General features: G+C 73.9%; 17 protein-coding genes and 2 pseudogenes. 10 read left to right on the top strand and 9 right to left on the bottom strand.

Features of this window, described 5'->3' with window-relative positions; all coding sequences use genetic code 11:
• Positions 1–107: 107 nt before the first annotated feature.
• Complete coding sequence (locus OG286_RS15140) at positions 108–1,322, top strand: ROK family protein (RefSeq protein ID WP_405365350.1); 1,215 nt, start codon at positions 108–110, stop codon at positions 1,320–1,322.
• Between the two features lies 1 nt (position 1,323).
• Here the strand turns inward: OG286_RS15140 and OG286_RS15135 are convergent, their stop codons facing one another.
• Entirely contained in the window at positions 1,324–2,367 is a 1,044-nt protein-coding gene (locus OG286_RS15135; RefSeq protein WP_405361339.1) for a DUF3533 domain-containing protein, read from the bottom strand.
• A gap of 120 nt (positions 2,368–2,487) precedes the next feature.
• On the opposite strand from OG286_RS15135, the gene OG286_RS15130 reads away from it, so the two are divergent.
• The 3 genes from OG286_RS15130 to OG286_RS15120 all read left to right on the top strand — a co-directional run bounded on the left by OG286_RS15130 (position 2,488) and on the right by OG286_RS15120 (position 4,977).
• Complete coding sequence (locus tag OG286_RS15130; RefSeq protein ID WP_396320808.1) at positions 2,488–2,946, top strand: MarR family winged helix-turn-helix transcriptional regulator; 459 nt, start codon at positions 2,488–2,490, stop codon at positions 2,944–2,946.
• Positions 2,947–3,103: 157 nt separating this feature from the next.
• Positions 3,104–4,654, top strand: coding sequence for an MDR family MFS transporter (locus tag OG286_RS15125; RefSeq protein ID WP_396320809.1), 1,551 nt, complete (start codon positions 3,104–3,106; stop codon positions 4,652–4,654).
• A 101-nt stretch (positions 4,655–4,755) separates the two neighbouring features.
• Positions 4,756–4,977 (top strand): hypothetical protein, encoded by a 222-nt coding sequence (locus tag OG286_RS15120; protein ID WP_405361342.1) that lies wholly within the window; start codon positions 4,756–4,758, stop codon positions 4,975–4,977.
• Positions 4,978–5,010: 33 nt separating this feature from the next.
• Here the strand turns inward: OG286_RS15120 and OG286_RS15115 are convergent, their stop codons facing one another.
• The 4 genes from OG286_RS15115 to OG286_RS15100 form a co-directional block, all read right to left on the bottom strand.
• Positions 5,011–5,571 (bottom strand): DUF6529 family protein, encoded by a 561-nt coding sequence (locus OG286_RS15115; RefSeq protein ID WP_405365348.1) that lies wholly within the window; start codon positions 5,569–5,571, stop codon positions 5,011–5,013.
• A 31-nt stretch (positions 5,572–5,602) separates the two neighbouring features.
• A complete protein-coding gene (locus tag OG286_RS15110; RefSeq protein WP_405361346.1) occupies positions 5,603–6,175 on the bottom strand; it encodes a hypothetical protein in 573 nt (190 codons plus the stop codon).
• A gap of 487 nt (positions 6,176–6,662) precedes the next feature.
• The gene (locus OG286_RS15105; protein ID WP_405361348.1) at positions 6,663–6,914 is read right to left on the bottom strand and encodes a hypothetical protein; all 252 of its coding nucleotides are present in this window, start codon (positions 6,912–6,914) and stop codon (positions 6,663–6,665) included.
• A 26-nt stretch (positions 6,915–6,940) separates the two neighbouring features.
• Complete coding sequence (locus tag OG286_RS15100) at positions 6,941–8,131, bottom strand: anion permease (protein ID WP_396320811.1); 1,191 nt, start codon at positions 8,129–8,131, stop codon at positions 6,941–6,943.
• Positions 8,132–8,466: 335 nt separating this feature from the next.
• Between OG286_RS15100 and OG286_RS15095 the strand changes: the two genes are divergently transcribed.
• Positions 8,467–10,089 carry an NlpC/P60 family protein gene (locus tag OG286_RS15095; RefSeq protein ID WP_396320812.1) on the top strand — a complete coding sequence of 541 codons (1,623 nt, stop codon included), beginning with the start codon at positions 8,467–8,469 and terminating at the stop codon, positions 10,087–10,089.
• 64 nt (positions 10,090–10,153) lie between these two features.
• Here OG286_RS15095 and OG286_RS15090 read toward each other — a convergent pair whose 3' ends face one another.
• Complete coding sequence (locus OG286_RS15090) at positions 10,154–12,439, bottom strand: FdhF/YdeP family oxidoreductase (RefSeq protein ID WP_396320813.1); 2,286 nt, start codon at positions 12,437–12,439, stop codon at positions 10,154–10,156.
• Positions 12,440–12,610: 171 nt separating this feature from the next.
• Here OG286_RS15090 and OG286_RS15085 point away from each other — a divergent pair, with 171 nt between their 5' ends.
• Positions 12,611–14,467, top strand: coding sequence for a protein kinase domain-containing protein (locus OG286_RS15085; protein WP_405361354.1), 1,857 nt, complete (start codon positions 12,611–12,613; stop codon positions 14,465–14,467).
• Between the two features lie 12 nt (positions 14,468–14,479).
• Here the strand turns inward: OG286_RS15085 and OG286_RS15080 are convergent.
• A pseudogene (locus OG286_RS15080) lies at positions 14,480–14,674 on the bottom strand (hypothetical protein); the annotation flags it as partial.
• 45 nt (positions 14,675–14,719) lie between these two features.
• Between OG286_RS15080 and OG286_RS15075 the strand changes: the two are divergent.
• Both OG286_RS15075 and OG286_RS15070 read left to right on the top strand, forming a co-directional pair.
• A pseudogene (locus OG286_RS15075) lies at positions 14,720–15,469 on the top strand (amino acid ABC transporter ATP-binding protein).
• Positions 15,470–15,596: 127 nt separating this feature from the next.
• On the top strand, positions 15,597–16,781 hold the full coding sequence (locus OG286_RS15070) for a protein kinase domain-containing protein (RefSeq protein ID WP_405361356.1): 1,185 nt from the start codon (positions 15,597–15,599) through the stop codon (positions 16,779–16,781).
• Here the strand turns inward: OG286_RS15070 and OG286_RS15065 are convergent.
• On the bottom strand, positions 16,752–17,492 hold the full coding sequence (locus OG286_RS15065) for an MBL fold metallo-hydrolase (protein WP_396320816.1): 741 nt from the start codon (positions 17,490–17,492) through the stop codon (positions 16,752–16,754). The genes OG286_RS15070 and OG286_RS15065 overlap by 30 nt on opposite strands.
• Before the next feature lie 359 nt (positions 17,493–17,851).
• Between OG286_RS15065 and OG286_RS15060 the strand changes: the two genes are divergently transcribed.
• Positions 17,852–18,703, top strand: a complete 852-nt coding sequence (locus OG286_RS15060; protein WP_396320817.1) for a fumarylacetoacetate hydrolase family protein — start codon at positions 17,852–17,854, stop codon at positions 18,701–18,703.
• Between the two features lie 70 nt (positions 18,704–18,773).
• On the opposite strand, the gene OG286_RS15055 is transcribed toward OG286_RS15060, so the two are convergent.
• Positions 18,774–19,514, bottom strand: coding sequence for a TetR/AcrR family transcriptional regulator (locus tag OG286_RS15055; protein WP_396320818.1), 741 nt, complete (start codon positions 19,512–19,514; stop codon positions 18,774–18,776).
• Between the two features lie 164 nt (positions 19,515–19,678).
• Here OG286_RS15055 and OG286_RS15050 point away from each other — a divergent pair, with 164 nt between their 5' ends.
• A complete protein-coding gene (locus tag OG286_RS15050) occupies positions 19,679–20,368 on the top strand; it encodes a rhomboid-like protein (RefSeq protein ID WP_396320819.1) in 690 nt (229 codons plus the stop codon).
• Positions 20,369–20,411: the final 43 nt, after the last annotated feature.

The following is a 20,411-nucleotide window of genomic DNA, read 5'->3' as shown; positions in this document are numbered from 1 at the left end:
GTCCGGCCGCCCGCCTCCGGCCCGCCGGGAGCGGGCGGCCGAACGCGGTTACGCTGCAAACGTCCGGCCCCGAAGCGGGTGTCCGGCAGCCGAGCGGGGTGAGGGCGATGCGCGAGACGGACGGCCTGCGGGCCGGACCCGCCAGCCAGCAGGGCATGCGCCGGGCCAACCTGGCGCTGGTGCTCGGCGTGATCGCGCGCGCCCCGCGCTCCCGGGCCGAGGTGGCCGCCGACACCGGGCTGACCAGGGCGGCCGTCTCCTCGCTCGCCGAGGAGCTGATCACCGCGGGGCTGGTGGTCGTGGAGGGCCCGGCCGCACCCAGCGGCAAGGTCGGCCGGCCCGGCACCGCGCTGGGCCTCAACCCCCGGGGGCCGGGCGGCCTCGGCGCCGAGATCGGGGTGGAACACCTCGGCGCCTGCGTGGTCGACCTGCGCGGCGAGGTCCGCGCCTGGCGCCGCCAGGAGATCCGCAACCGGGGCCGGCGGCCCGCCGCCGTCCTGGCCGACCTGGCCGAGCTGCTGCGCGCGGCCACCGTGGAGGCGGGGCTGCACCCGGCCGGGCTGGCGCTGGCCGTGCCGGGGCTGGTCGGCGACGGCGGCGGGGTGCTCCAGCGGGCCGCCAACCTGGGCTGGCAGGACGTGCCGGTCGCCGCCGAACTGCGGCACGCACTGCGCGCGGCCGGCGCCGAGCAGCTGGCCGAGCTGCCGATCGACGCCGACAACGAGGCCAACCTGGGCGGGCTCGCCGAACTCTGGCTGGGCGGCGCGCCCGACCACTTCCTGCACGTCTCCGCCGAGGCCGGGGTGGGCGGGGCGATCGTGGTCGGCGGCCGGCTGCTGCGCGGGGCCCGCGGTTACGCCGGCGAGCTGGGCCACGTGCCGGTCCGCCCGGACGGGCCGCTCTGCGCGTGCGGGTCGCACGGCTGCCTGGAGCAGTACGCGGGGGAGACGGCGGTGCTGCGGGCGGCCGGCCTGGAGGGGATCCGCGGCGACTGGGTGGCGCTGCTCGCCGAGCGGGCCCAGGCCGGCGACGAGGAGGTCCGTGCCGCGCTGGCCGGGGCCGGCTCGGCGCTGGGCATCGCCTCGGCCGGGGCGGTCAACCTGCTCGACCCGGCCGAGGTGGTGCTGGGCGGCGGCTACGCCCAGCTGGCGCCCTGGCTGATGCCGGCGATGCGGGCCGAGCTGGCGGCCCGGGTCACCGTCCGCCCCTGGTCGGACGAGCGGCTGACGGTCTCCCGGCTGGGCCGCCGCGGCCCGCTGCTCGGAGCCGCGGTCGGCGTGGTCCGGGCGATCATCGCCGACCCGGGCCGACTGGAGGGCTGACCTAGGGGCGGACCAGTTCGCGGCCGCCGCGCGGCCCGCGCATGACGGCGGCGAAGGTGACCGCGACCCCGACCAGCGCCCAGACCATCAGCACCAGCAGCGGCATGCCGAGGTTGGTGGCGCCGAAGTAGGCGATCGAGCGGGTCGCGTCCGTCCCGGCGCCGTTGGGGATCCAGGCGCCGATCGCCCGCCAGAACGGCGGCATCAGCGGTGGCGGGAAGACCCCGCCCGCACTCGGGTTGCCGAGCACCACGAAGATCAGCACCGCGAGGCCGATGCCGACGATGTCGAACAGGCACTGCAGGGCCATGGTGAAGGCGCCGACCGCGAAGACCACCAGGGCGCCGACGCCCGAAAGACCCCAGAACGAGCCGGGCAGCGCGTCCAGGGCCGGGCCGGCGACCACCGCGCCGCCGATGCCGGCCGCGACCGAGTACAGCGCCAGCGTGCCGAGCCGGATCACCGCCCGGTTGGTGTTGGCGGGCCTGGCGCCGGCGCTGACGCCGAGGATCGAGGCGACCAGGTAGCCGCCGACGCACCAGCCGATCACCAGGTAGAACGAGGTGAGGCCGTTGGGGTCGCCCTTGGCCAGCGGCACGACGTCCTCGGTCCTCACCGTCCGGCCCTGGGACTTCTCCAGCCCGGTGACGATGGTCTCGGCGGCCCTGGCGGCGGACGGGCCGCGGGCACCGCCGACCAGCAGGGTGTCCTCGGTGCCGGCCGGGTCGTAGACCAGCGCGGCGTAGATCTTCTGGTCCTTGATCCGGGCGGCGGCGGTCGCCGCGTCCGGTGCGGTGACGGCCTTCACGGCGTCGTCCGGCACCGACTCCAGCGCCCCGACCAGCTTGGGGGAGACCTGCGGCGGGGCAACCACCGCGATCGACAGCTCGTGCGGGGTCGGGTGGTGGAGGGCGCCGACGTAGGAGGTGATGAAGCCGAGCTGGAGGAGGAGGACGGCGATCACCATCAGCGCCGTGCGCGGGGTGACCGCTTCCTTCAGTTCGGCGACGAGTCCTTGGCTCGGGACCTTCCCTGGGGCGGTCATGCACATCTCCTTGGGTATCGGCCGATAGAGGACAAACGGATACTTCATACCATCAACTAGTCGGCCCGGTGTCCCTCCCGCGCCGCGTTCCGGCCCGGCGGGCTGCGGGATACTGGCGCCGTGAGTGCGGCGAGTGACGACGAGTCCGTGATGGCGGTGGAGCGCGAGGTCTCGCTGCTCTTCCGGCGCGGCCGGGCCCGGGTGGCGGAGATGTCCCGCCGGGTGCATCCCCAGCTGGAGGGCATGGCGTACAGCATGCTCGCCTACATCGAGCAGGCCGGGCGGGTGCGGGTGACCGACGTCGGCGTGCACTTCGCGGTGGGCAAGGCCACGGTGAGCCGGCAGATCCGGGCCCTGGAGGAGTTGGGCCTGGTGGACCGGGAGGCGGACCCGCTGGACCGCCGGGCGGCCCTGGTCTCGCTGACCGAGGACGGCCGCCGGCGCTTCCTGGGGGCGCGGGACGCCCGGATGGAGCGGGTGCGCGCGCTGATGGCCGACTGGCCCGAGGAGGACGTGGTCCGCTTCGCCGAGCTGCTGCACCGCTTCAACGACGTGGTCGGGGAGGGCATGGGGGTCTGAAGCGCAAGGCCCGGAGTGGGCCGGGAGCGGATTTTACTTCGGCTTGAAGAAAGTTGCCCTAGTCAACCAATCGTCCTATGGTTGCTTAAGGCAACGATCTCCTGCCCTTCGTCTGCCGTCTCCCGCTTCCGCCTCCGCACCCCGCCGAAGGACCCAGATGACCGTCACCACCCCAGCCGCGACCGGAGCCGCCACCGCCGACGACCAACCCATGACGCACCGGCAGGTGATGGAGGCGCTGTCCGGACTGCTGCTCGGCCTCTTCGTGGCCGTGCTGTCGTCGACGGTCGTCTCCAATGCGCTGCCCCGCATCCTCACCGACCTGCACGGCGGCCAGTCCGCCTACACCTGGGTGATCACCGCGACCCTGCTGACCCTCACCGCCTCCACCCCGATCTGGGGGAAGCTCTCCGACCTCGCCAGCAAGAAGCTGCTGCTGCAGATAGCCCTGGTCATCTACATCGCCTCCTCGGCGCTGGCCGGCCTCTCCCAGAACACCGGCCAGCTGATCGCCTGCCGCGCCCTCCAGGGCATCGGCGCGGGCGGTGTCACCGCGCTCGCCCAGATCTGCCTGGCCGCGATGGTCCCGCCGCGTGAGCGCGGCCGGTACAGCGGGTACTTCGGCGCCGTCTTCGCCCTGGCCACCATCGGCGGTCCGCTGATCGGCGGCGTCATCGTCGACACCTCCTGGCTCGGCTGGCGCTGGTGCTTCTACGTCGGCATCCCGTTCGCGCTGGCCGCGATCGCGGTGCTGCAGCGCACGCTCAAGCTGCCGGTGGTCAAGCGCAAGGTGAAGATCGACTACCTGGGCGCGCTGGTCATCACCGGCGCCGTCAGCCTGCTGATGATCTGGATCACCCTGGCCGGCAAGAACTACGCCTGGCTCTCCTGGCAGACCGTGGCCATGGTCGGCGGCGGGCTGCTGCTCGGCGCCCTCGCCGTCGTGGTCGAGAAGCGCGCCGCCGAGCCGATCATCCCGCCGGCGCTCTTCCGCCACCGCACCGTCACACTCGCCGCGCTCGCCAGCGTCCTGGTCGGCATCGGGATGTACGGCGCGACCACCTTCCTCAGCCAGTACTTCCAGCTGGCCCGGGAGAAGTCCCCGACCATCGCCGGCCTGATGACCCTGCCGATGATCCTCGGCCTGGCGGTCTCCTCCACCGTGGCCGGCAAGCTGATCACCAAGTACGGCAAGTGGAAGGTGTACCTGGTCTCCGGCACCCTGATGCTGGCGATCGGCTTCGGCCTGCTCGGCACCGCCCGGGCCGACACCGACTACCGGCTGCTCTGCGTCTACATGGCGATCACCGGCATCGGCCTCGGCCTGACCATGCAGAACCTCGTCCTCGCGGTGCAGAACACGGTGCCGCGGAGCGAGCTCGGCGCGGCCAGCTCGGTCGTCACCTTCTTCCGCACCATGGGCGGCGCGATGGGCGTCTCCGCGCTCGGCGCCCTCATGAGCAACAAGGTCGGCCACTACCTGGCGGAGAACCTGGCCGCCGCGCACATCCCGGCCACCGGCGCCGCGGCCGGCGGCGGCATCCCGGACCTGCACAAGCTGCCCGCCCCGGTCGTCCCGCTGGTGACGGACGCCTTCGGGCACGGCGTGGGCGTGGTCTTCCTGATGGCGGCGCCGTTTGCGCTGCTGGCCTTCATCACGGTGCTGTTCATCCGCGAGACCGCGCTGCGCACCACCCAGCAGGGCTGACGGAGCACCTCGCGGGAACGCCTCGCAGGAACACCTCGCGGGAACGCCGAAGGCCGGGGAGCATCGATGCTCCCCGGCCTTCGAGGTGTGCACAGTGCCCGGTGACCGTTCCAGCGGGGCTCGGGGCGGCACACCAGGAGGTCCCGGCCCGGCTCGCCCGGGGCATCCGCCTGCTCCGGCACTGCCTCGCGCATGGTTGGGAGAAACGGAACCGCAGCGGTGGGGCGCCCCGGAGGCTGCTCGCCCGCGGGGGCATGGCGGCCGGTCAGTTCTTCTCGGGCGACACCCACCACGTCCTCGTCCACGTCGGCTTCACCGGCTGAGGAGCCCCCGCAGCCGGACGGGCCTCCACGGTGTCACAGCCCGGGGGCGTGGCGGCCGTCCAGGTACCAGAGCGCGGCCGTGTACCAGGTCAGCGTGATCGCGCAAACGAGCAATGCGCCCGCGACCGGCAGGGCCCAGCCCGGCAGCCGGCGGTGGCGGACCACGATGACCTTCGCCGCGAAGGCGCCGTACAGGACGCAGCCCGTGACCGAGTGCACCGCGACCCGGCTGTCGGACAACTCGACGCCGTAGGCGGTGATGCAGTGGTAGGCGATGGGCAGCGAGAGCAGGAAGGCGGCCAGCCCGACGGCCCGGTGGACGGTGCGCACCGGGCGGGGGGCGGCACCCGCACCCGGCAGACGGCGGTACATCCACAGGGCGAGCGCCACCTGCACCAGCGCCAGGCCCTCCAGGGCGCTGCCCAGCTGGGCCTTCAACCGGTTGGCGCTGTCGCCGTACTGCCCGAACAGGCCACTGGTGTAGTCGGGGGAGTGGGCACGGCCGAACCAGTACAGGCCGGCCGTGACCGCGATCGGGAACAGGGCCCAGAGGGCGCGGGGCGCCCGCCGGCTGGGCCGCTCGGCGGGGTGCATCGAGGTGTCCTTCGTGTTCGGCGGGTCGGGGTCAGCTGGGCTCGACCTTTTCGCCGGCCGCGTTGAGCACGTACCAGCCCGCGCCGAACTGGTTGAGGTCCTGGCCCGTGGTGTCACCGGGCTTGGCGTCGCCTGCGTAGTAGTAGAGCGGGTGGCCGTTGTAGGTGACCTGGGTGGCGCCGTCCGCGCGCTTGGTGGTGCCCAGCAGGCCGGCCGTGGCACCGTCGACGGCGGTCGCTGCCCCGGTCGTGGTGAACGGCGGCCAGGCGGCCGCGCAGGCGCCGGAGCAGGTGGACTGCGACGAGGTGTCGGCCTCGAAGAGGTAGAGCGTCCTGCCCTGCCCGTCGACCAGGATGGAGCCCAGGTTGCCGCCGGTCGCGACGACCTTCACGGTGGCGGCGCCCGCGGTGGCGCTGGTTGAGGCGGAAGCGCTGGCGGACGCGCTGGTTGAGGCGGAAGCGCTGGCGGATGCACTCGGCGAGGCGGACGCGGTCGCCGGGGCGGAGCTGGTGCTCGTCGAGCTCGTGCTGCTCGAGCAGCCGCTGCAGACGGCGGCGAGCAGCGCGACGGTGGCCGCGGTGGCCGCCAGGGAGGGGTGCCGCATGGGTGCTCCTTCGGGTGGGGTCCCTCCACTAGTGACCGGCCGGGACGTGTTGTCCACTGTCCGCGCTCGCGGTGTCGGCGCAGCGGGGGATGCCGTTGGCCCGGACGGCCGATCGCGGCGCCCCGGGAGGACCCGCCCGGGTGTGGCGGAGTGGGCGGCGATCGGGGTGCCGGCCAGCACGGTTCGCACAGGCTCGACCTACCCCCGGTTCGGCGCGGTGGCCACGGCGGGCTGCGGCGATACGAGGACCGCATCGGGATCCTCGTCGACCCCGGCCACGAGGAACACGAACGCTTCGAGTGGCTCGGGCCTGGACACCGCCGGCCGGTTCGACCCTGCGGCCTTCGACCTGGCAGAGGTCAACACCGCACTCCGGCTTCGCTGTCGTCCTGATCAAGAACTGACGTTCCACCGTGTGGCAATGATCGCCCCGGCCATGACGGCCGGGGCGATCAGGATCCTCGCAGGATCAGCGCGGCCCGCTGAACTAGTGCCCGGCGATCAGCGACAGGCCGTAGAGGACGGCAGCGCCGCAGACCGCGAAGCAGGCGTACGCGCCGGCCAGGGCCAGCCGGCCGGCGGTCGCGGCACCGGTGCCGGCCGCCGAGCGCTGCGCGGTCAGTGCGGCCTCGCGGCGGGAGAGGGCCAGGATGCCGAGCGCGAAGACGGCGACCACGGCGACGGTGATGCCGAAGCTGAAGCCGGCGGTCTGGGCCAGGGCGGTCCACTTGATGTGCATGGTGTGTGCTCCTCAGCCGGCGGCGCTCAGGCCGCGACCGTGGTCGAGGCGGGGGTGGGGGTCACCGGGGTACCGGCCGGCCCCACCTCCACCGGGGTGACGGTCTCGGCCGGGGCGACGTCGTTGACGTTGTCCGCCCCGACCGGCTGGCGGCGGGAGATGATCCACATCGCGCCGGAGCCGGCCACCAGGGCGGCGCCGACCAGGGCCACGCCCCAGCCGCCCTGCTCGGCCAGGAAGGCCGCGGCGCCGGAGACCACGGCGGCGGCGGGCAGGGTCAGGCCCCAGGTGTAGACCATGCGGCGGACCAGGCTCCAGCGCAGCTCGCCCTTCGGGCCGCCGAGGCCGGCGCCCATGATGCCGCCGGAGCAGACCTGGGTGGTGGAGAGGCCGAAGCCCATGTGCGAGGAGGTCAGGATGACGGTGGCGGCGGCCGACTCGGAGGCGAAGCCCTGCGGCGCCTGGATGTCAGCCAGGCCCTTGCCCATCGAGCGGATGATCCGCCAGCCGCCCATGTAGGTGCCGAGCGCGATCGCCGCGCCGGCCGAGATGATCACCCAGGTGGGGGGCAGCGCGCCCTTCGGCAGGGCGCCGACCGAGACCAGGGTCAGGGTGATGATGCCCATCGTCTTCTGGGCGTCGTTGGTGCCGTGGGCCAGCGAGATCAGCGAGGAGGAGAACACCTGGCCGGTCTTGAAGCCCTTGGTGACGGTCTCGCCGTTGCCCTTGCGGGTGATCGCGTACGCCAGCTTGGTGGCGCCCCACGAGGCGAGGCCGGCGACCAGCGGGGAGGCGATCGCGGGGATCAGGATCTTGGTGACGACGGTGTCGAAGTTGACACCGTTGACGCCGACGCCGACCACGGTGGCGCCGATCAGGCCGCCGTAGAGCGCGTGCGAGGAGCTCGACGGCAGGCCTCTCAGCCAGGTGAGCAGGTTCCACAGGATCGCGCCGACCAGTGCGGCGAAGATGATCTCCGGGTGGATGCCGGTCTTCTCGTTGACGATGCCGCCGGAGATGGTGGTGGCGACCTTCACGGACAGGAACGCGCCCGCGAAGTTGAGGACGGCCGCGATGGTGACCGCGACCTTGGGCCGAAGGGCTCCCGTGGCGATGGAGGTGGCCATCGCGTTGGCGGTGTCGTGGAACCCGTTGGTGAAATCGAAGGCGAGCGCCGTGATGATCACAACGGCCACCAGGAACGAGATGTGTTCCATACCCAAACAATCGTCGTAGTTGTCGCACTGACGTTGGTGTCGCTCGCGACGGTAGGGATGTTCGGTGAACGGAAGGTGAACTGAGCCGGGATTCGTGGTTCCGCTGGTGGCGGACGGGTGTCCGGCACCTTTCCCCAAGGTGTCCACGGCCGTGCTGAGCTGGGCATTGGCGCAGATCATCCCGGTTCGTTCCGGTTTGCTGAGACCCGCCTCACAGCCGGAGCGGAGAATTCACCGACCCGTGCGGGTGCGGTCTGTTTCTGGCGAGTAACCCATGGCAGGATCGGCGTGGCTCCCGGAGACCCCGGAGCCGTCGGGTCGGGGAGGACACACCCATGGGCGGGGCTGCACAGCGGACGGAAACGGCCGGACTGCGACCGTGGGTGCGGGCCGCCCTGCGCTGCGGAGCCGTGCTCGCGGCCGCCGCGCTCGCACTGCCGCTGGCCACCCAAGCCGCGTACGCCGCGCCCGACCCCGGCCCCGGCGTCACCGCCCCGACCGCCGCCCCCGGTGCCGACCCGCTGGCCGACGCCAAGGCCACCCTCGGCCCGCTGCTCGACCAGCTGCACGAGCTGTACAAGGGTGCCGAGGCCGCCACCGAGCAGTACAACGCCGCCGTCGCCAAGGTGACGGAGCAGCAGGCCACGCTCGCCGACCTCAAGGACCGGCTGGAGCGCCAGCAGAAGCTGGTCGACGCCGGCACCGACATCGCCGCCCAGCTCGCCGCCGCCCAGTACCGCAACGGCGCCGCCTCCGCCTACGCCGAACTGCTGCTCTCCAAGGACCCGTACGAGGCGGTCACCGTCGCCGAGCTGCTCGCCGCCGCCAGCCGCTCGCAGTCCGAGTTCCTGGACCGGCTGAAGACCGACCGCGAGGCGCTCGGCGGGCTGCAGAAGCAGAACGAGGAGGCGCTGAAGGGCTCGCAGGCGCTGGTCGCCCAGCAGGACGCCGCCAAGGCCAAGGTCGCCACCGACCTGGCCTCCGTCGAGCAGACGGTCTCCTCGCTCACCGGCGCGCAGCGCACCGAGCTGGAGAAGCTGGAGAAGGTCAAGGCCGACGAGGCCCAGCTCGCCTTCCTCGCCTCCGGCGCGCTCGGCAAGGGCGAGCGCACCCCCTCGCCGGCCGGCCGCGCCGCCGTCGCGTACGCGCTGGCGCAGCTCGGCAAGCCGTACCTGTGGGGCGGCGCCGGTCCGGGCTCCTTCGACTGCTCCGGCCTCACCTCGCAGGCCTGGCTGCACGCCGGCAAGCCGATCCCGCGCACCAGCCAGGAGCAGTGGGCCCAGCTCCAGCACGTCGCGCTGAACCAGCTGCGCCCCGGCGACCTCGTCATCTACTTCGAGGGCGCCACGCACGTCGCGCTCTACATCGGCGGCGGGCTGGTCGTCCAGGCGCCCCGGCCGGGCGCCGTGATCAAGGTGTCGCCGATCGGCTCGATGCCCATCCTCGGCGCCGTCCGGCCCGACCCGGAGACCGCCTCGGACGAGGCGGGCGGCGCCTGGAAGGTGCCGGACCTCCCGGCCGGCTGGGACACCGTCACCCCGATCGCGCCGAGCCCGGCCAACCAGGTGCCGGAGACGCCGGCGCCGGGGACACCTGCGCCGGGGACGCCTGCGCCGGGGACACCGTCCACCACGCCGACGGGGACTCCCACGGGGACGCCGACCGGGACGCCCACGGGTACGCCGACGGGCACGCCGACGGGGACTCCCACGGGGACGCCGACCGGGACGCCCACGGGTACGCCGACCGGCACGCCGACGGGGACTCCCACGGGTACGCCGACGGGGACTCCGACCGGCACGCCGACCGGCACCCCCACGGGCACGCCCACCGGCACCCCCACCGGGACGCCGACGGGCACGCCGACCTCGTCCGCCTCGGCCACCGGGACCGGCTCGGCCAGTGCCTCCGCCCCGGGTACGACGTCCGCGACGCCGCTGCCGGCCGGAAAGAACTGACGCGAACGGCCGAGGGGGCCTGCGGACCGCAGCGGTCCGCAGGCCCCCTCAGCCGTTCCGGGGCTCAGCTCGCGCCGCTGTCCGGCTCGAAACGGACCACCACGGCCTTGGAGGTCGGGGTGTTGCTGATGTCGGCGGTGGAGTCCAGCGGAACCAGCACGTTGGTCTCCGGGTAGTACGCGGCCGCGCCGCCGCGCGCCACCGGGTAGTGCACCACCCGGAAGTGCGGGGCGCGGCGCTTCACGCCGTCCTTCCACTCGCTCACCAGGTCGACGTACGCCCCCTCGGCCAGGCCCAGTTCGGCGGCGTCGGCCGGGTTGACCAGGACGACCCGGCGGCCGCCGGTGATGCCGCGGTAGCGGTCGTCCAGGCCGTAGATCGTGGTGTTGTACTGGTCGTGCGAGCGGAGCGTCTGCAGCAGCAGGCGGCCGGCCGGCACCTCGGGCGCGGTGAGCGGGTTGACCGTGAAGTTGGCCTTGCCGGTCGCCGTGGGGAAGGTCCGGGAGTCGCGCGGGCCGTGCGGCAGGGTGAAGCCGCCGGGCCGGCGGACCTTCTCGTTGAAGTCCTCGAAGCCCGGCACCACCCGGGCGATCCGCTCCCGCAGGGTGTCGTAGTCGGCGGCGAACTCCTCCCACGGCACGTTGTCCTGCGGGCCGAGCGCGGCGCGGGCCAGCCGGCAGACGATCGCCACCTCGGAGAGCAGCCCCGGTGCGGGCGGGCGCAGGCCGCCGCGTGAGGAGTGCACCTGCCCCATCGAGTCCTCGACGGAGACGAACTGGGCACCCTTGGCGGTGACGTCCCGGTCGGTGCGGCCCAGGGTGGGCAGGATCAGCGCGCGGGCGCCGGTCACCACGTGCGAGCGGTTGAGCTTGGTGGAGACGTGCACGGTCAGCCGGCAGCGGCGCACGGCCGCCTCGGTGACGTCGGTGTCCGGGGTGGCCGCGACGAAGTTGCCGCCCATCGCGAAGAACACTCTGACCTTGCCGTCGCGCATCGCGCGGATGGTGTCCACCGAGTCGTAGCCGTGCGCACGCGGCGGCTCGAAGCCGAACTCGCCGCCCAGCGCGTCCAGGAAGGCGTCGGACGGGCGCTCGAAGATGCCCATCGTCCGGTCGCCCTGCACGTTGCTGTGCCCGCGCACCGGGCAGACGCCGGCGCCCGCGCGCCCCACGTTGCCGCGCAGCAGCAGGAAGTTGACCACCTCGCGGATGGTCGGCACGGCGTGCTTGTGCTGGGTGAGGCCCATCGCCCAGCAGACGATCACCTTGCGCGAGCCGAGCACCAGCCGGGCCAGCTCCTCGATCTGCTCCCAGGGCAGACCGGTGGCGGCCAGCACCTCCTCGCGGCGGGTCTGCCGGGCCTCGGCGGCGAACTCCTCGAAGCCGTGGCAGTGCTCCGCGACGAAGGCCTCGTCGACGCCGCCGTCGGCGTCCAGGACGATCTGGTTGAGCGCGCGGAACAGGGCGAGGTCGCCGCCGAGCCGGATCTGCAGGAAGAGGTCGGTCAGCTTCGTGCCGTGGCCGACCAGGCCACGCGCGTTCTGCGGGTTCTTGAACCGCTCCAGGCCGGCCTCCGGCAGCGGGTTCACGCTGACGATGGTGGCGCCGGCGCGCTTGGCCCGCTCCAGGGCGGAGAGCATCCGCGGGTGGTTGGTGCCCGGGTTCTGGCCGGCCACGATGATCAGGTCCGCCTGGTAGAGGTCCTTCAGGCTGACGCTGCCCTTGCCGACGCCCAGCGTCTCGGTGAGCGCCGAACCGGACGACTCGTGGCACATGTTGGAGCAGTCCGGCAGGTTGTTGGTGCCCAGCCGGCGGGCGAACAGCTGGTAGGCGAAGGCGGCCTCGTTGCTGGTCCGGCCGGAGGTGTAGAACGCGGCGCCGTCCGGGGTGTCCAGCGCCCGGAGCTCCTCGGCGATCAGCGCGAAGGCCTCGTCCCAGCCGATCGGCGTGTAGTGGGTGGCGCCCTCGTCCAGCAGCATCGGCTGAGTGAGGCGGCCCTGCTGGCCGAGCCAGTAGCCGGACCGTTCGGCGAGCTCGGCCACCGGGTGGGCGGCGAAGAACTCGGCGAGGATCCGGCGCTCGGTGGCCTCCTCGGCGACGGCCTTGGCGCCGTTCTCGCAGAACTCGGCGGTGTGCGTCCTGCCCGGCTCGGGCCAGGCGCAGCCGGGGCAGTCGAAGCCGTCGGGCTGGTTCACCTTGCGCAGGGTGGCCAGGGTGCGGCGGGCGCCCATTTGCTCGGTGGCCATCCGGAGGCTGTGGCCGACCGCGGGCAGCCCGGCGGCCGCGTGCTGGGGCGCCGACACCCGGGGGGCGTCCTGCGCCGGGTCGCTCTGCGGGGCCTGCTTGGCCATGACTGCGCTCCTCGGCTCTTGCTCGTCCGGCCGCCGCGTCGTTGCGGGGCCCGGGGGCGTCTCCGTCCCTGGGGCCATCCTTCCACCTGGAGCGGGGCGGGGGCAGGGCCCCCGGGCGGGCCCGGCGGCGTCGGTAGAGTGTGACGGCTTCGAGAGGTGGGGGTGGGGCGGGTGACGGTCGGGGATGTCCTCGACGGCCGGTACGAGCTGCTGGAACGGCTCGGCCAGGGCGGCTTCGGCGTGGTGTGGCGGGCCTTCGACACCCGGATGCGGCGGCAGGTGGCGGTCAAGGTCATCGGCCACCACGGAGGGGACCAGCAGAAGGCCGCGCTGCGGTTCGTCCGGGAGGCCTGCGCGGCCGGGAACCTCTCGCACCCGCACATCGTCACCGTCCACGACCTCGGGGAGGGCGAGCTCGGCGGCCGGCAGGTGACCTACCTCGTGATGGAGCTGCTCACCGGCCGCACCCTGACCGCCGTGCTCCGGGCCGGCCTGCCCGACCCGGTGCAGAGCCTGCGCTGGGGGCGGCAGATCTGCTCCGCGCTGGCCGCCGCCCACGACGCCGGCATGGTGCACCGGGACATCAAGCCCGACAACATCATGGTCACCGAGGCCGGCACGCTGAAGGTGCTGGACTTCGGGATCGCCCAACTGGACGTCGGTGCGGGCGGGCTGACCACCACCGGGACGGTCATAGGCAGCCCGGCGTACATGGCGCCGGAGCGCTGGACCGGCGGCCGGGTGGACGGCCGGGCGGACCTCTACGCGTTCGGCTGCGTGCTGGTCGAACTCTGCACCGGGGTGAGGCCGTTCAGTGGCGACTCGACGCCGGTGCTGATGTACCAGCACCTCAACGAGCCGCCGCCGGCGCTGGATCCGGCGCAGTTCGGGCTGCCGGGCGAGGTGGCCGCGCTGGTGACCGAGCTGCTGGCGAAGGACCCGGCGGACCGCCCGGCCGATGCCCGGTCGGTGGAGCGGCGGCTCGCGGCCCTGGCGCAGCGGCGCACGGCGGAGGGGGCGGCCGCGGCCCCGGCCCCGGCCCCGGCCGCGACGGTGCTGGACCGTCCGGCGCCGCCCCCGCCGTCGATGCCGCCCCCGCCGTCGACGCCGTCGACGGCTCCCGCTCCGCCGCTCGCGCCGCCTCCCACCCCGCCCGTCGCGCAGCCGCGCGCCGAGGTGCCGCCCGTGCTCCCGCCGCTCACCACGCCGCCGGTCACCGCCCCGCCCGCCGCGGCGAACGACACCGTCCGGGCCGCGCTGCGCGAGCGCCGGAGCGCGGCCTTCCGGGCGGCCACCGCCGGGGAGTCCGCCATCCAGCTCCAGGCGGTGGCCCGGGAGTCCGTCGTCGCGCTCGGCGCCACCGACCGGGACACCCTCTGCGCCTGGCGGGACTTCACCTGGTACCTCAGCCGGGCCGGCGACCTCGACGGGGCGATCCGGCTGCTCTCCACCGTGGTCGAGGACATGCGGCTCGCGCTGGGCCAGACCGATCCGGACACCCTGGCCGCCCGCTACCACCTGAGCTGGTGCATCGGCGAGAGCGGTGAGACGGTCACCGCGATCCGCCGGCTCTCCGAGCTGCTGCCGGACATGCACGCCATCTGGGGCGGCCACGACGCCCGCGTCCTGAAGGCCCGGCACGACCTGGCGGTGTACGCGGCCAACCGGGGCGATCTGGAAGGCGCCGTGCTCCAGCTGCGCACGCTGCTGCCGGACCTCGCCCGGGCGCTCGGCGAGCAGCACCCGACCACCGTCCAGGCCTGGCACGACCTCGCCGGCTACCAGCAGCGGCTGGCGCAGCCGGCCCGCCGCCCCCGCGCCTCGCGGCGGATGAAGATCAGCCCGCTCGAGGCCGTGGTGCTGATCCGGCGCCTCCTGGCCTGGGACTTCGCCTCGGACCAGGAGGCCAACGCCTGCCTGAACGCGCTGGAGCGCGGGACGGGTATCAAGGGGGTGGGGGACTGGATCCTGTCCGCTCCGGATCACGTCACGGCCGAGGACCTGGTGGAGGAGCTCTTCGGTCCGTAGCGCCCCGCGCGGTCAGCGGCAGCCGCTCACCGCCGGTTCCGCCGGCACGCCGGCCAGCGCGCGCAGCAGTGCGCGGGCGGCGGCGTCGTTCTGCCGGAACCCGGGGGAGTCGGTACGCGGCCGGGCGAAGGCCGCCGCCGCGCGGAGGCTGGTGTGCGGGCCGAGAGCGGTGCGGCGCGGGTGCGCCCCGCCGCCCAGGGCCGGATCCCCTCCAGCAGGGTGACCGCCACCACCACCGTCGCCGCAGCACCCATGGTGCAGGTCAGGGGCCTGTACAAGACCTTCGGGCAGCTCGCCGTGCTGCGCGGGGTCGACCTCGACGTGGCGGCCGGCTCGGTGACGGTGGTGCTCGGCCCGTCCGGCTCCGGCAAGTCCACCCTGCTGCGCTCGATCATCCACCTGGAGAAGCCGGACCGGGGCTTCGTCGCGATCGACGGCGAGCTGGTCGGCTACCGGCGCTCCGGCGGCCGGCTGCACGAGCTCAAGGAGCGCGAAGTCCTGCGCCGGCGCACCGACATCGGCTTCGTGTTCCAGAACTTCAACCTGTTCCCGCACCTCACCGTGGTGGAGAACGTCATCGAGGCGCCGGCCGGTGCGCTGCGCCGGCCCAGGGCCGAGGCCCGGGCGGCGGCGCTGGAGCTGCTGGAGCGGGTCGGCCTGGCCGACAAGGCGGACGCCTACCCCCGCCGGTTGTCCGGCGGCCAGCAGCAGCGGGTGGCGATCGCCCGGGCGCTGGCGCTGGAGCCGAAGGTGCTGCTCTTCGACGAGCCCACCTCGGCGCCCGATCCCTAGCTGGTCGGAGAGGTGCTGGACGTCATCAAGGACCTCGCCCGGGCCGGCACCACCATGATCGTGGTCACCCACGAGATCGGCGCCCGCGAGGTCGCCGGCACCGTCGTCTTCATGGACGGCGGCGTGGTGGTCGAGCAGGGCCCGCCGACGGCCGTCCTGGACGACCCGCGGCACGAGCGCACCCGGGCCTTCCTGGCCAAGGTCCTCTGACTGTTCCCGGGGGCCGTCCGGGCCGAGCCGCAGTCCGTTCACCCTCCTGTTCTCCCCCACCGCTATCGTGGCCCCGGTCACGGTGAACACCGTTCGAATCCGGTGGACTTGGGGGGTTGGGGGAGACATGAGGGCTGGGGAGGTGCTGGACGGCCGCTACCGGTTGGACCGCAAGCTCGGCGCGGGCGGCTTCGGGGTGGTCTGGACGGCGTACGACAGCAACATCGGACGGCCGGTCGCGGTCAAGGTCCTCTCCGAGGAGAAGGCGAGCGACGAGGAGGCCGTCGAGCGCTTCATCCGGGAGGCCAGGACCGCGGGCAGCCTCTCCAATCCGCACATCGTCACCCTGTACGACTACGGCCGGGTGCAGCGGGGCGCCCTCTCCACCCACTACCTGGTGATGGAGCTGGTGAACGGCCGGCCGCTCTCCGCGGTCCTCAGGGAGGGCACCCCCGACCTCGCGCTGTCGCTGAAGTGGGTCCGGCAGGTCTGCAAGGGGCTGGACGCCGCCCACCGCTCGGGCGTGGTGCACCGGGACATCAAGCCCGAGAACATCATGATCGCCGACAGCGGCGAGGCCAAGGTGCTGGACTTCGGGATCGCCCGGCTGCTGACCCAGTCCGGCGGCGGGCTCACCTCCACCGGCGTGGTCATCGGCACCCCGCCCTACCTGGCGCCCGAGTGCTGGTCCGGCGCGCCCATCGACGGCCGGGCCGACCTCTACGCGCTCGGCGTGGTGCTCTTCCAACTCTGCACCGGGCAACGGCCGTTCAACGCCGGTTCGCCGGTCACCATGATGTACCAGCACCTGAACGACCCGCCGCCGCCCGTCCACACCCCCGATCCGGCGCTCGCCGTGCTGGTCCGCCAACTGCTCGCCAAGGACCCGGCCGACCGGCCCGCCGACGCCGCCGAGGTCCGCCGCCGGCTGCGCGAGGTCCGGCTCGGCCCGGAGGAGCCCAGCGCCGAGGTGCTGCGCAGGCGGGCCGACCAGGCCTGGCAGCACGGGGCGGACGGCCGGCCGGGGGAGGCCGTCCGGATCCTCACCCCGCTGATCCCGCAGCTCGCCCGGGTCTGCGGCCCCGACGACGTCCGCACCCTGCGCACCTGCCACGACCTGGCCCTCTGGCTGGCCCGCGACGGCAGCCCGGGCGCCGCCGTCGCGCTGCTGACCGAGCTGTCCGGGGCCCTCGGTGAGCCGGACGCCCGCGCCGACGTGCTGCGCGACCTGGACCGCTGGCGGCGCGCGTGCGAGCGCGGCGGTCCGGGCCCGGACCGGCCGCTATCCCTGCGGCAGCTGCTCGACGGCTGACCGCAGCGCCGCCGAGGCTCCGTCGGTGACCGGGTCGCCGTGCCCGAAGACCGCCGTCCCCACCGGCAGCGCGGCCAGCCGGCGCAGGGCGTCGGCGGCCCGCACCGGGTCGGTGTTGAAGACGCCGAGCATGGTCCGCCCGCCGACGTTGGCCACCGCGTCCCCCGTGAACAGCACGCCGGGCCCGGGAAGGTGCAGGGCGATGCTGCCGTCGGTGTGCCCCGGCACGTGCACCACCACCGCGCCCCCGCCGAAGCCGAGCACCTCGCCGTCCTCGACCTCGCGGTCGACTGGGCACGGCGGGGCCGGGGGCAGCGGCGGCAGGCCGGCCCTGAGCTCCTGCTCGAACGGGCTCAGCACCGGCGGCACCGGCTCCCGCTCGCCGCGGATCACCGGGGCCTCCAGCCGGTGCGCCACCACCTCGGCGCCCCAGCGTCGCGCCAGCTCGGCGGCCGAGCCGGTGTGGTCCTCGTGGTGGTGGGTCAGCACGATCCTGCGCAGCGCCGCCGGGTCCGACCCGGCCCGGAGGATCGCCGCCTCGACGGCGTCGGCCGACCCGGCGATGCCGGTGTCGACCAGGGTGAGGGCCTCCCCGCCCCCGTTCTCGTCGCCGCCCCCGTCCCCGCCCGCGTTCTCGTCCCGCCAGAGGTAGGCGGTGCCGAAGTCCAGTGTGATCATGTACAACTCGGGGCGTACCCGTATCAGCTCCATGCCCGCGATCCTGTGCTCCCGCCCGGCCGCCCATGCGCCTGTTCGCCCTGGGCAGGACGCCGTTCGCCCATGGCGGAGCTCTCCCGCAGCGCTCTCGCAGGCCCCGCTGCCCTCCCGCAGCCCTCCCGGGCACTCCCGGGCACCTCGCCCGGCCCGCGACGGCCGGCCGGCCCGGAAGGCTGTCAACCGTACGGGCACCTGATTCGGCACCGTCACGGCTTGTGCGAATTGATAGGAACTCGCCCATCGAGACGGTCTGGTTCGCAGGTGGGAGGCATTGATATACCTCGCATGCAAGAGTCCGGGAGCGGTGTGCGGCCGCCCCGGCCAGCTGCGAAGAAACTGGTGGTGACGCTCATATGAAGCTCCTCCGTGTCGGACCTCCGGGCGCCGAGCGTCCGGTCGTGCTGGGCCAGGACGGCACCGCGTACGACCTCTCCGGGCGCGCCCCGGACATCGACGGCGCGTTCCTCGCCGGGCTCGACCCGGACGCGCTGGCCCGCGACGTGGCCGCCGGCCTGCTGCCGGAGACCGACCTCGCCGCCCAGCGGGTGGGCGCGCCGGTCGCCCGGCCGGGCAAGGTGGTCGGGATCGGGCTCAACTACCGCGACCACGCGGCCGAGGCCGGGGCGCCGATCCCGGACGAGCCGGTGATCTTCCTCAAGCCCAGCTCCACCGTGGTCGGCCCGTACGACGAGGTGCTGGTGCCGCGCGGCGGCGAGAAGACCGACTACGAGGCCGAGCTGGCCATCGTGATCGGCCGGACCGGCCGGTACCTGGCGGACCACGCGGAGGCCGCGCAGGTCATCGCCGGGTACACCATCGCCAACGACGTCACCGAGCGCGCCTTCCAGTTCGAGCGCGGCGGCCAGTGGGACAAGGGCAAGTCGGCGGAGACCTTCACCCCGCTCGGGCCCTGGCTGGTCACCGCCGACGAGGTGGCGGACCCGCAGCGGCTGCCGCTGCGCCTCTGGGTCAACGGCGGGCTGCGGCAGGACGGTTCCACCTCGCAGATGGTCTTCCCGGTCCTGGAGATCGTCCGGTACGCCAGCCAGTTCATGGTGCTGGAGCCGGGCGACGTGATCGTCACCGGCACCCCGGCCGGCGTCACCCTGGGCCACCCCGGCACCCCGTTCCTGATCCCCGGGGACATCGTCGAGATCGAGATCGACGGGCTCGGCCGGCAGCGGCAGGTGTTCGGCAAGGCGTAACGCCCGCCACTGGCGACCCTTGCCCCGGGCACGGGGGCCGGGGTTTGCCGCGACCCGGTGCGGTGCGCCGCTACGGCCGCCGCGCGAGCAGTTCGCGCAGCCGCTCCACCCGGGTGTCGTCCGGGCCCTCCAGTGCCAGCAGCCCCGCCAGCACGTCCGCCGTCTGGCGGTCACCCAGCGCCGTCGCCGCCGCCATCGCCACGAACTGGTCCACCAGCCAGTCCCGCACCTCGGCCACCGGCACCGCCCGGCCCTCGTCCAGCCAGGTCAGCGAGGCGCCCTCGACCACCGCGATCCACGAGCGGACCAGCAGCGTCAGCCGCGGCCCCGCCTCCCGGACGCCCAGATGGCGCAGCGTCCGCTTGAGCGCCGCCCGCCGGACCTCGTCGACGATCGCCGACGTGCCCGCCGTCTCCACCACCGAACCGCCGCGCAGCAGCGCCGCGTACCCCGCGTCGTGCTCGGCCACGAAGGCGAAGTAGCTGTCCAGCACGGCCGCCAGCTGCGCGGTCGGGGTGCCGGTCAGCGGCACCGTGAACCGGCTGGTCAGCTCCTCGGCCGCGGTGCGCAGCGCGGCCTCGTAAAGCTGCTGCTTGCCGCCCGCGAAGTACCGGTACACCAGCGGCCGTGACGCCCCCGCGGCCTCCGCCACGTCGTCCAGGCCCACGTCCTCGGGCGCTCTGGCGGCGAACAGCTCCAGCGCCACCGCGATCAGCTGCTCCCGCCGCTGCTGCACCGGCAGCCGCCGGTACCCGGTGCGTCGCGGGCGTGCCTCGGGGGTGACGGGGGCGGGGGCTGAGCTGGCGTCCATGGCGGTCAGCGTAATGGGCGTCAGGGCGTTCGGCTCCTGGCATGCGTGGTACTTCTCGAACGGGTGTCCGCGCCGCTGCCTGCGCGCTCCCGTGGGCGGGCGGAACGAGGGCGCCTCGCCCAGGATGGAGGCGTTGCCGCCGCCGCCGAGGAAGGGGCCGCCGGATGTCGCGGACGCCGGACCGGCCGGGCCTGCTGCGCCGCCTGCCGCGGGCCGTGCGGGCGTGGATCCGCTCGGCCCCGGGCACGTACGTGTGGCTGCTGGTGCTGGCGGCCACCAGCTTCGTGGTGGCGCGGATGGACCAGGCCAACCTGGACTGGTTCCTGGCCGCCCGGTCGACCAACGTCGACAACCTGCGCTCCGACCCGGTGCACGTCCTGGTGGCCAGCGCGATCTGGACGGAGTCGTCGGCCTTTCTCCTCTACTTCGTGCTGTTCAGCCTCTTCCACGCCAACGCCGAACGCTGGCTGGGCACCCTGCGCTGGTTCACCGTCGCCGCCACCGCCCATGTGCTGGCCACCTTCGTCAGCGAGGGCGTGGTCGCCCGGGGCATCGCGAAGGGCCGGCTGCACGAGGACCTCGCGGGCACCGTGGACGTCGGCGTCTCGTACGCGCTGGCGGGCGTCGTCGCCGTGCTCGCCTACCGCCTCGCCGGGCGCTGGCGGTGGTTGTACGGCGGCGGGGTGCTGGTCTTCTACCTGGTGCCGCTGGTCACCTCGCACACCTTCACGGACCTCGGACACTTCTGCGCCGTCCTGATCGGCCTCTGCTTCTTCCGCTTCGCGCGCGGACGGCCCACCTGGGACCCGGGCGTGGTGCTCCGGGGGTGGCGGGAGCGGCGGGCCGGAGCCTGAACTGGCAGGCCCATGCCATGGGATAGGGGCTTGCAAACGGCCC

This window comes from Kitasatospora sp. NBC_00039, from assembly GCF_045160625.1.
GTDB lineage: Bacteria > Actinomycetota > Actinomycetes > Streptomycetales > Streptomycetaceae > Kitasatospora.
The sequence above is the reverse complement of the archived record's forward strand: the minus strand, read 5'-3'. Positions and strand labels throughout refer to the sequence as shown.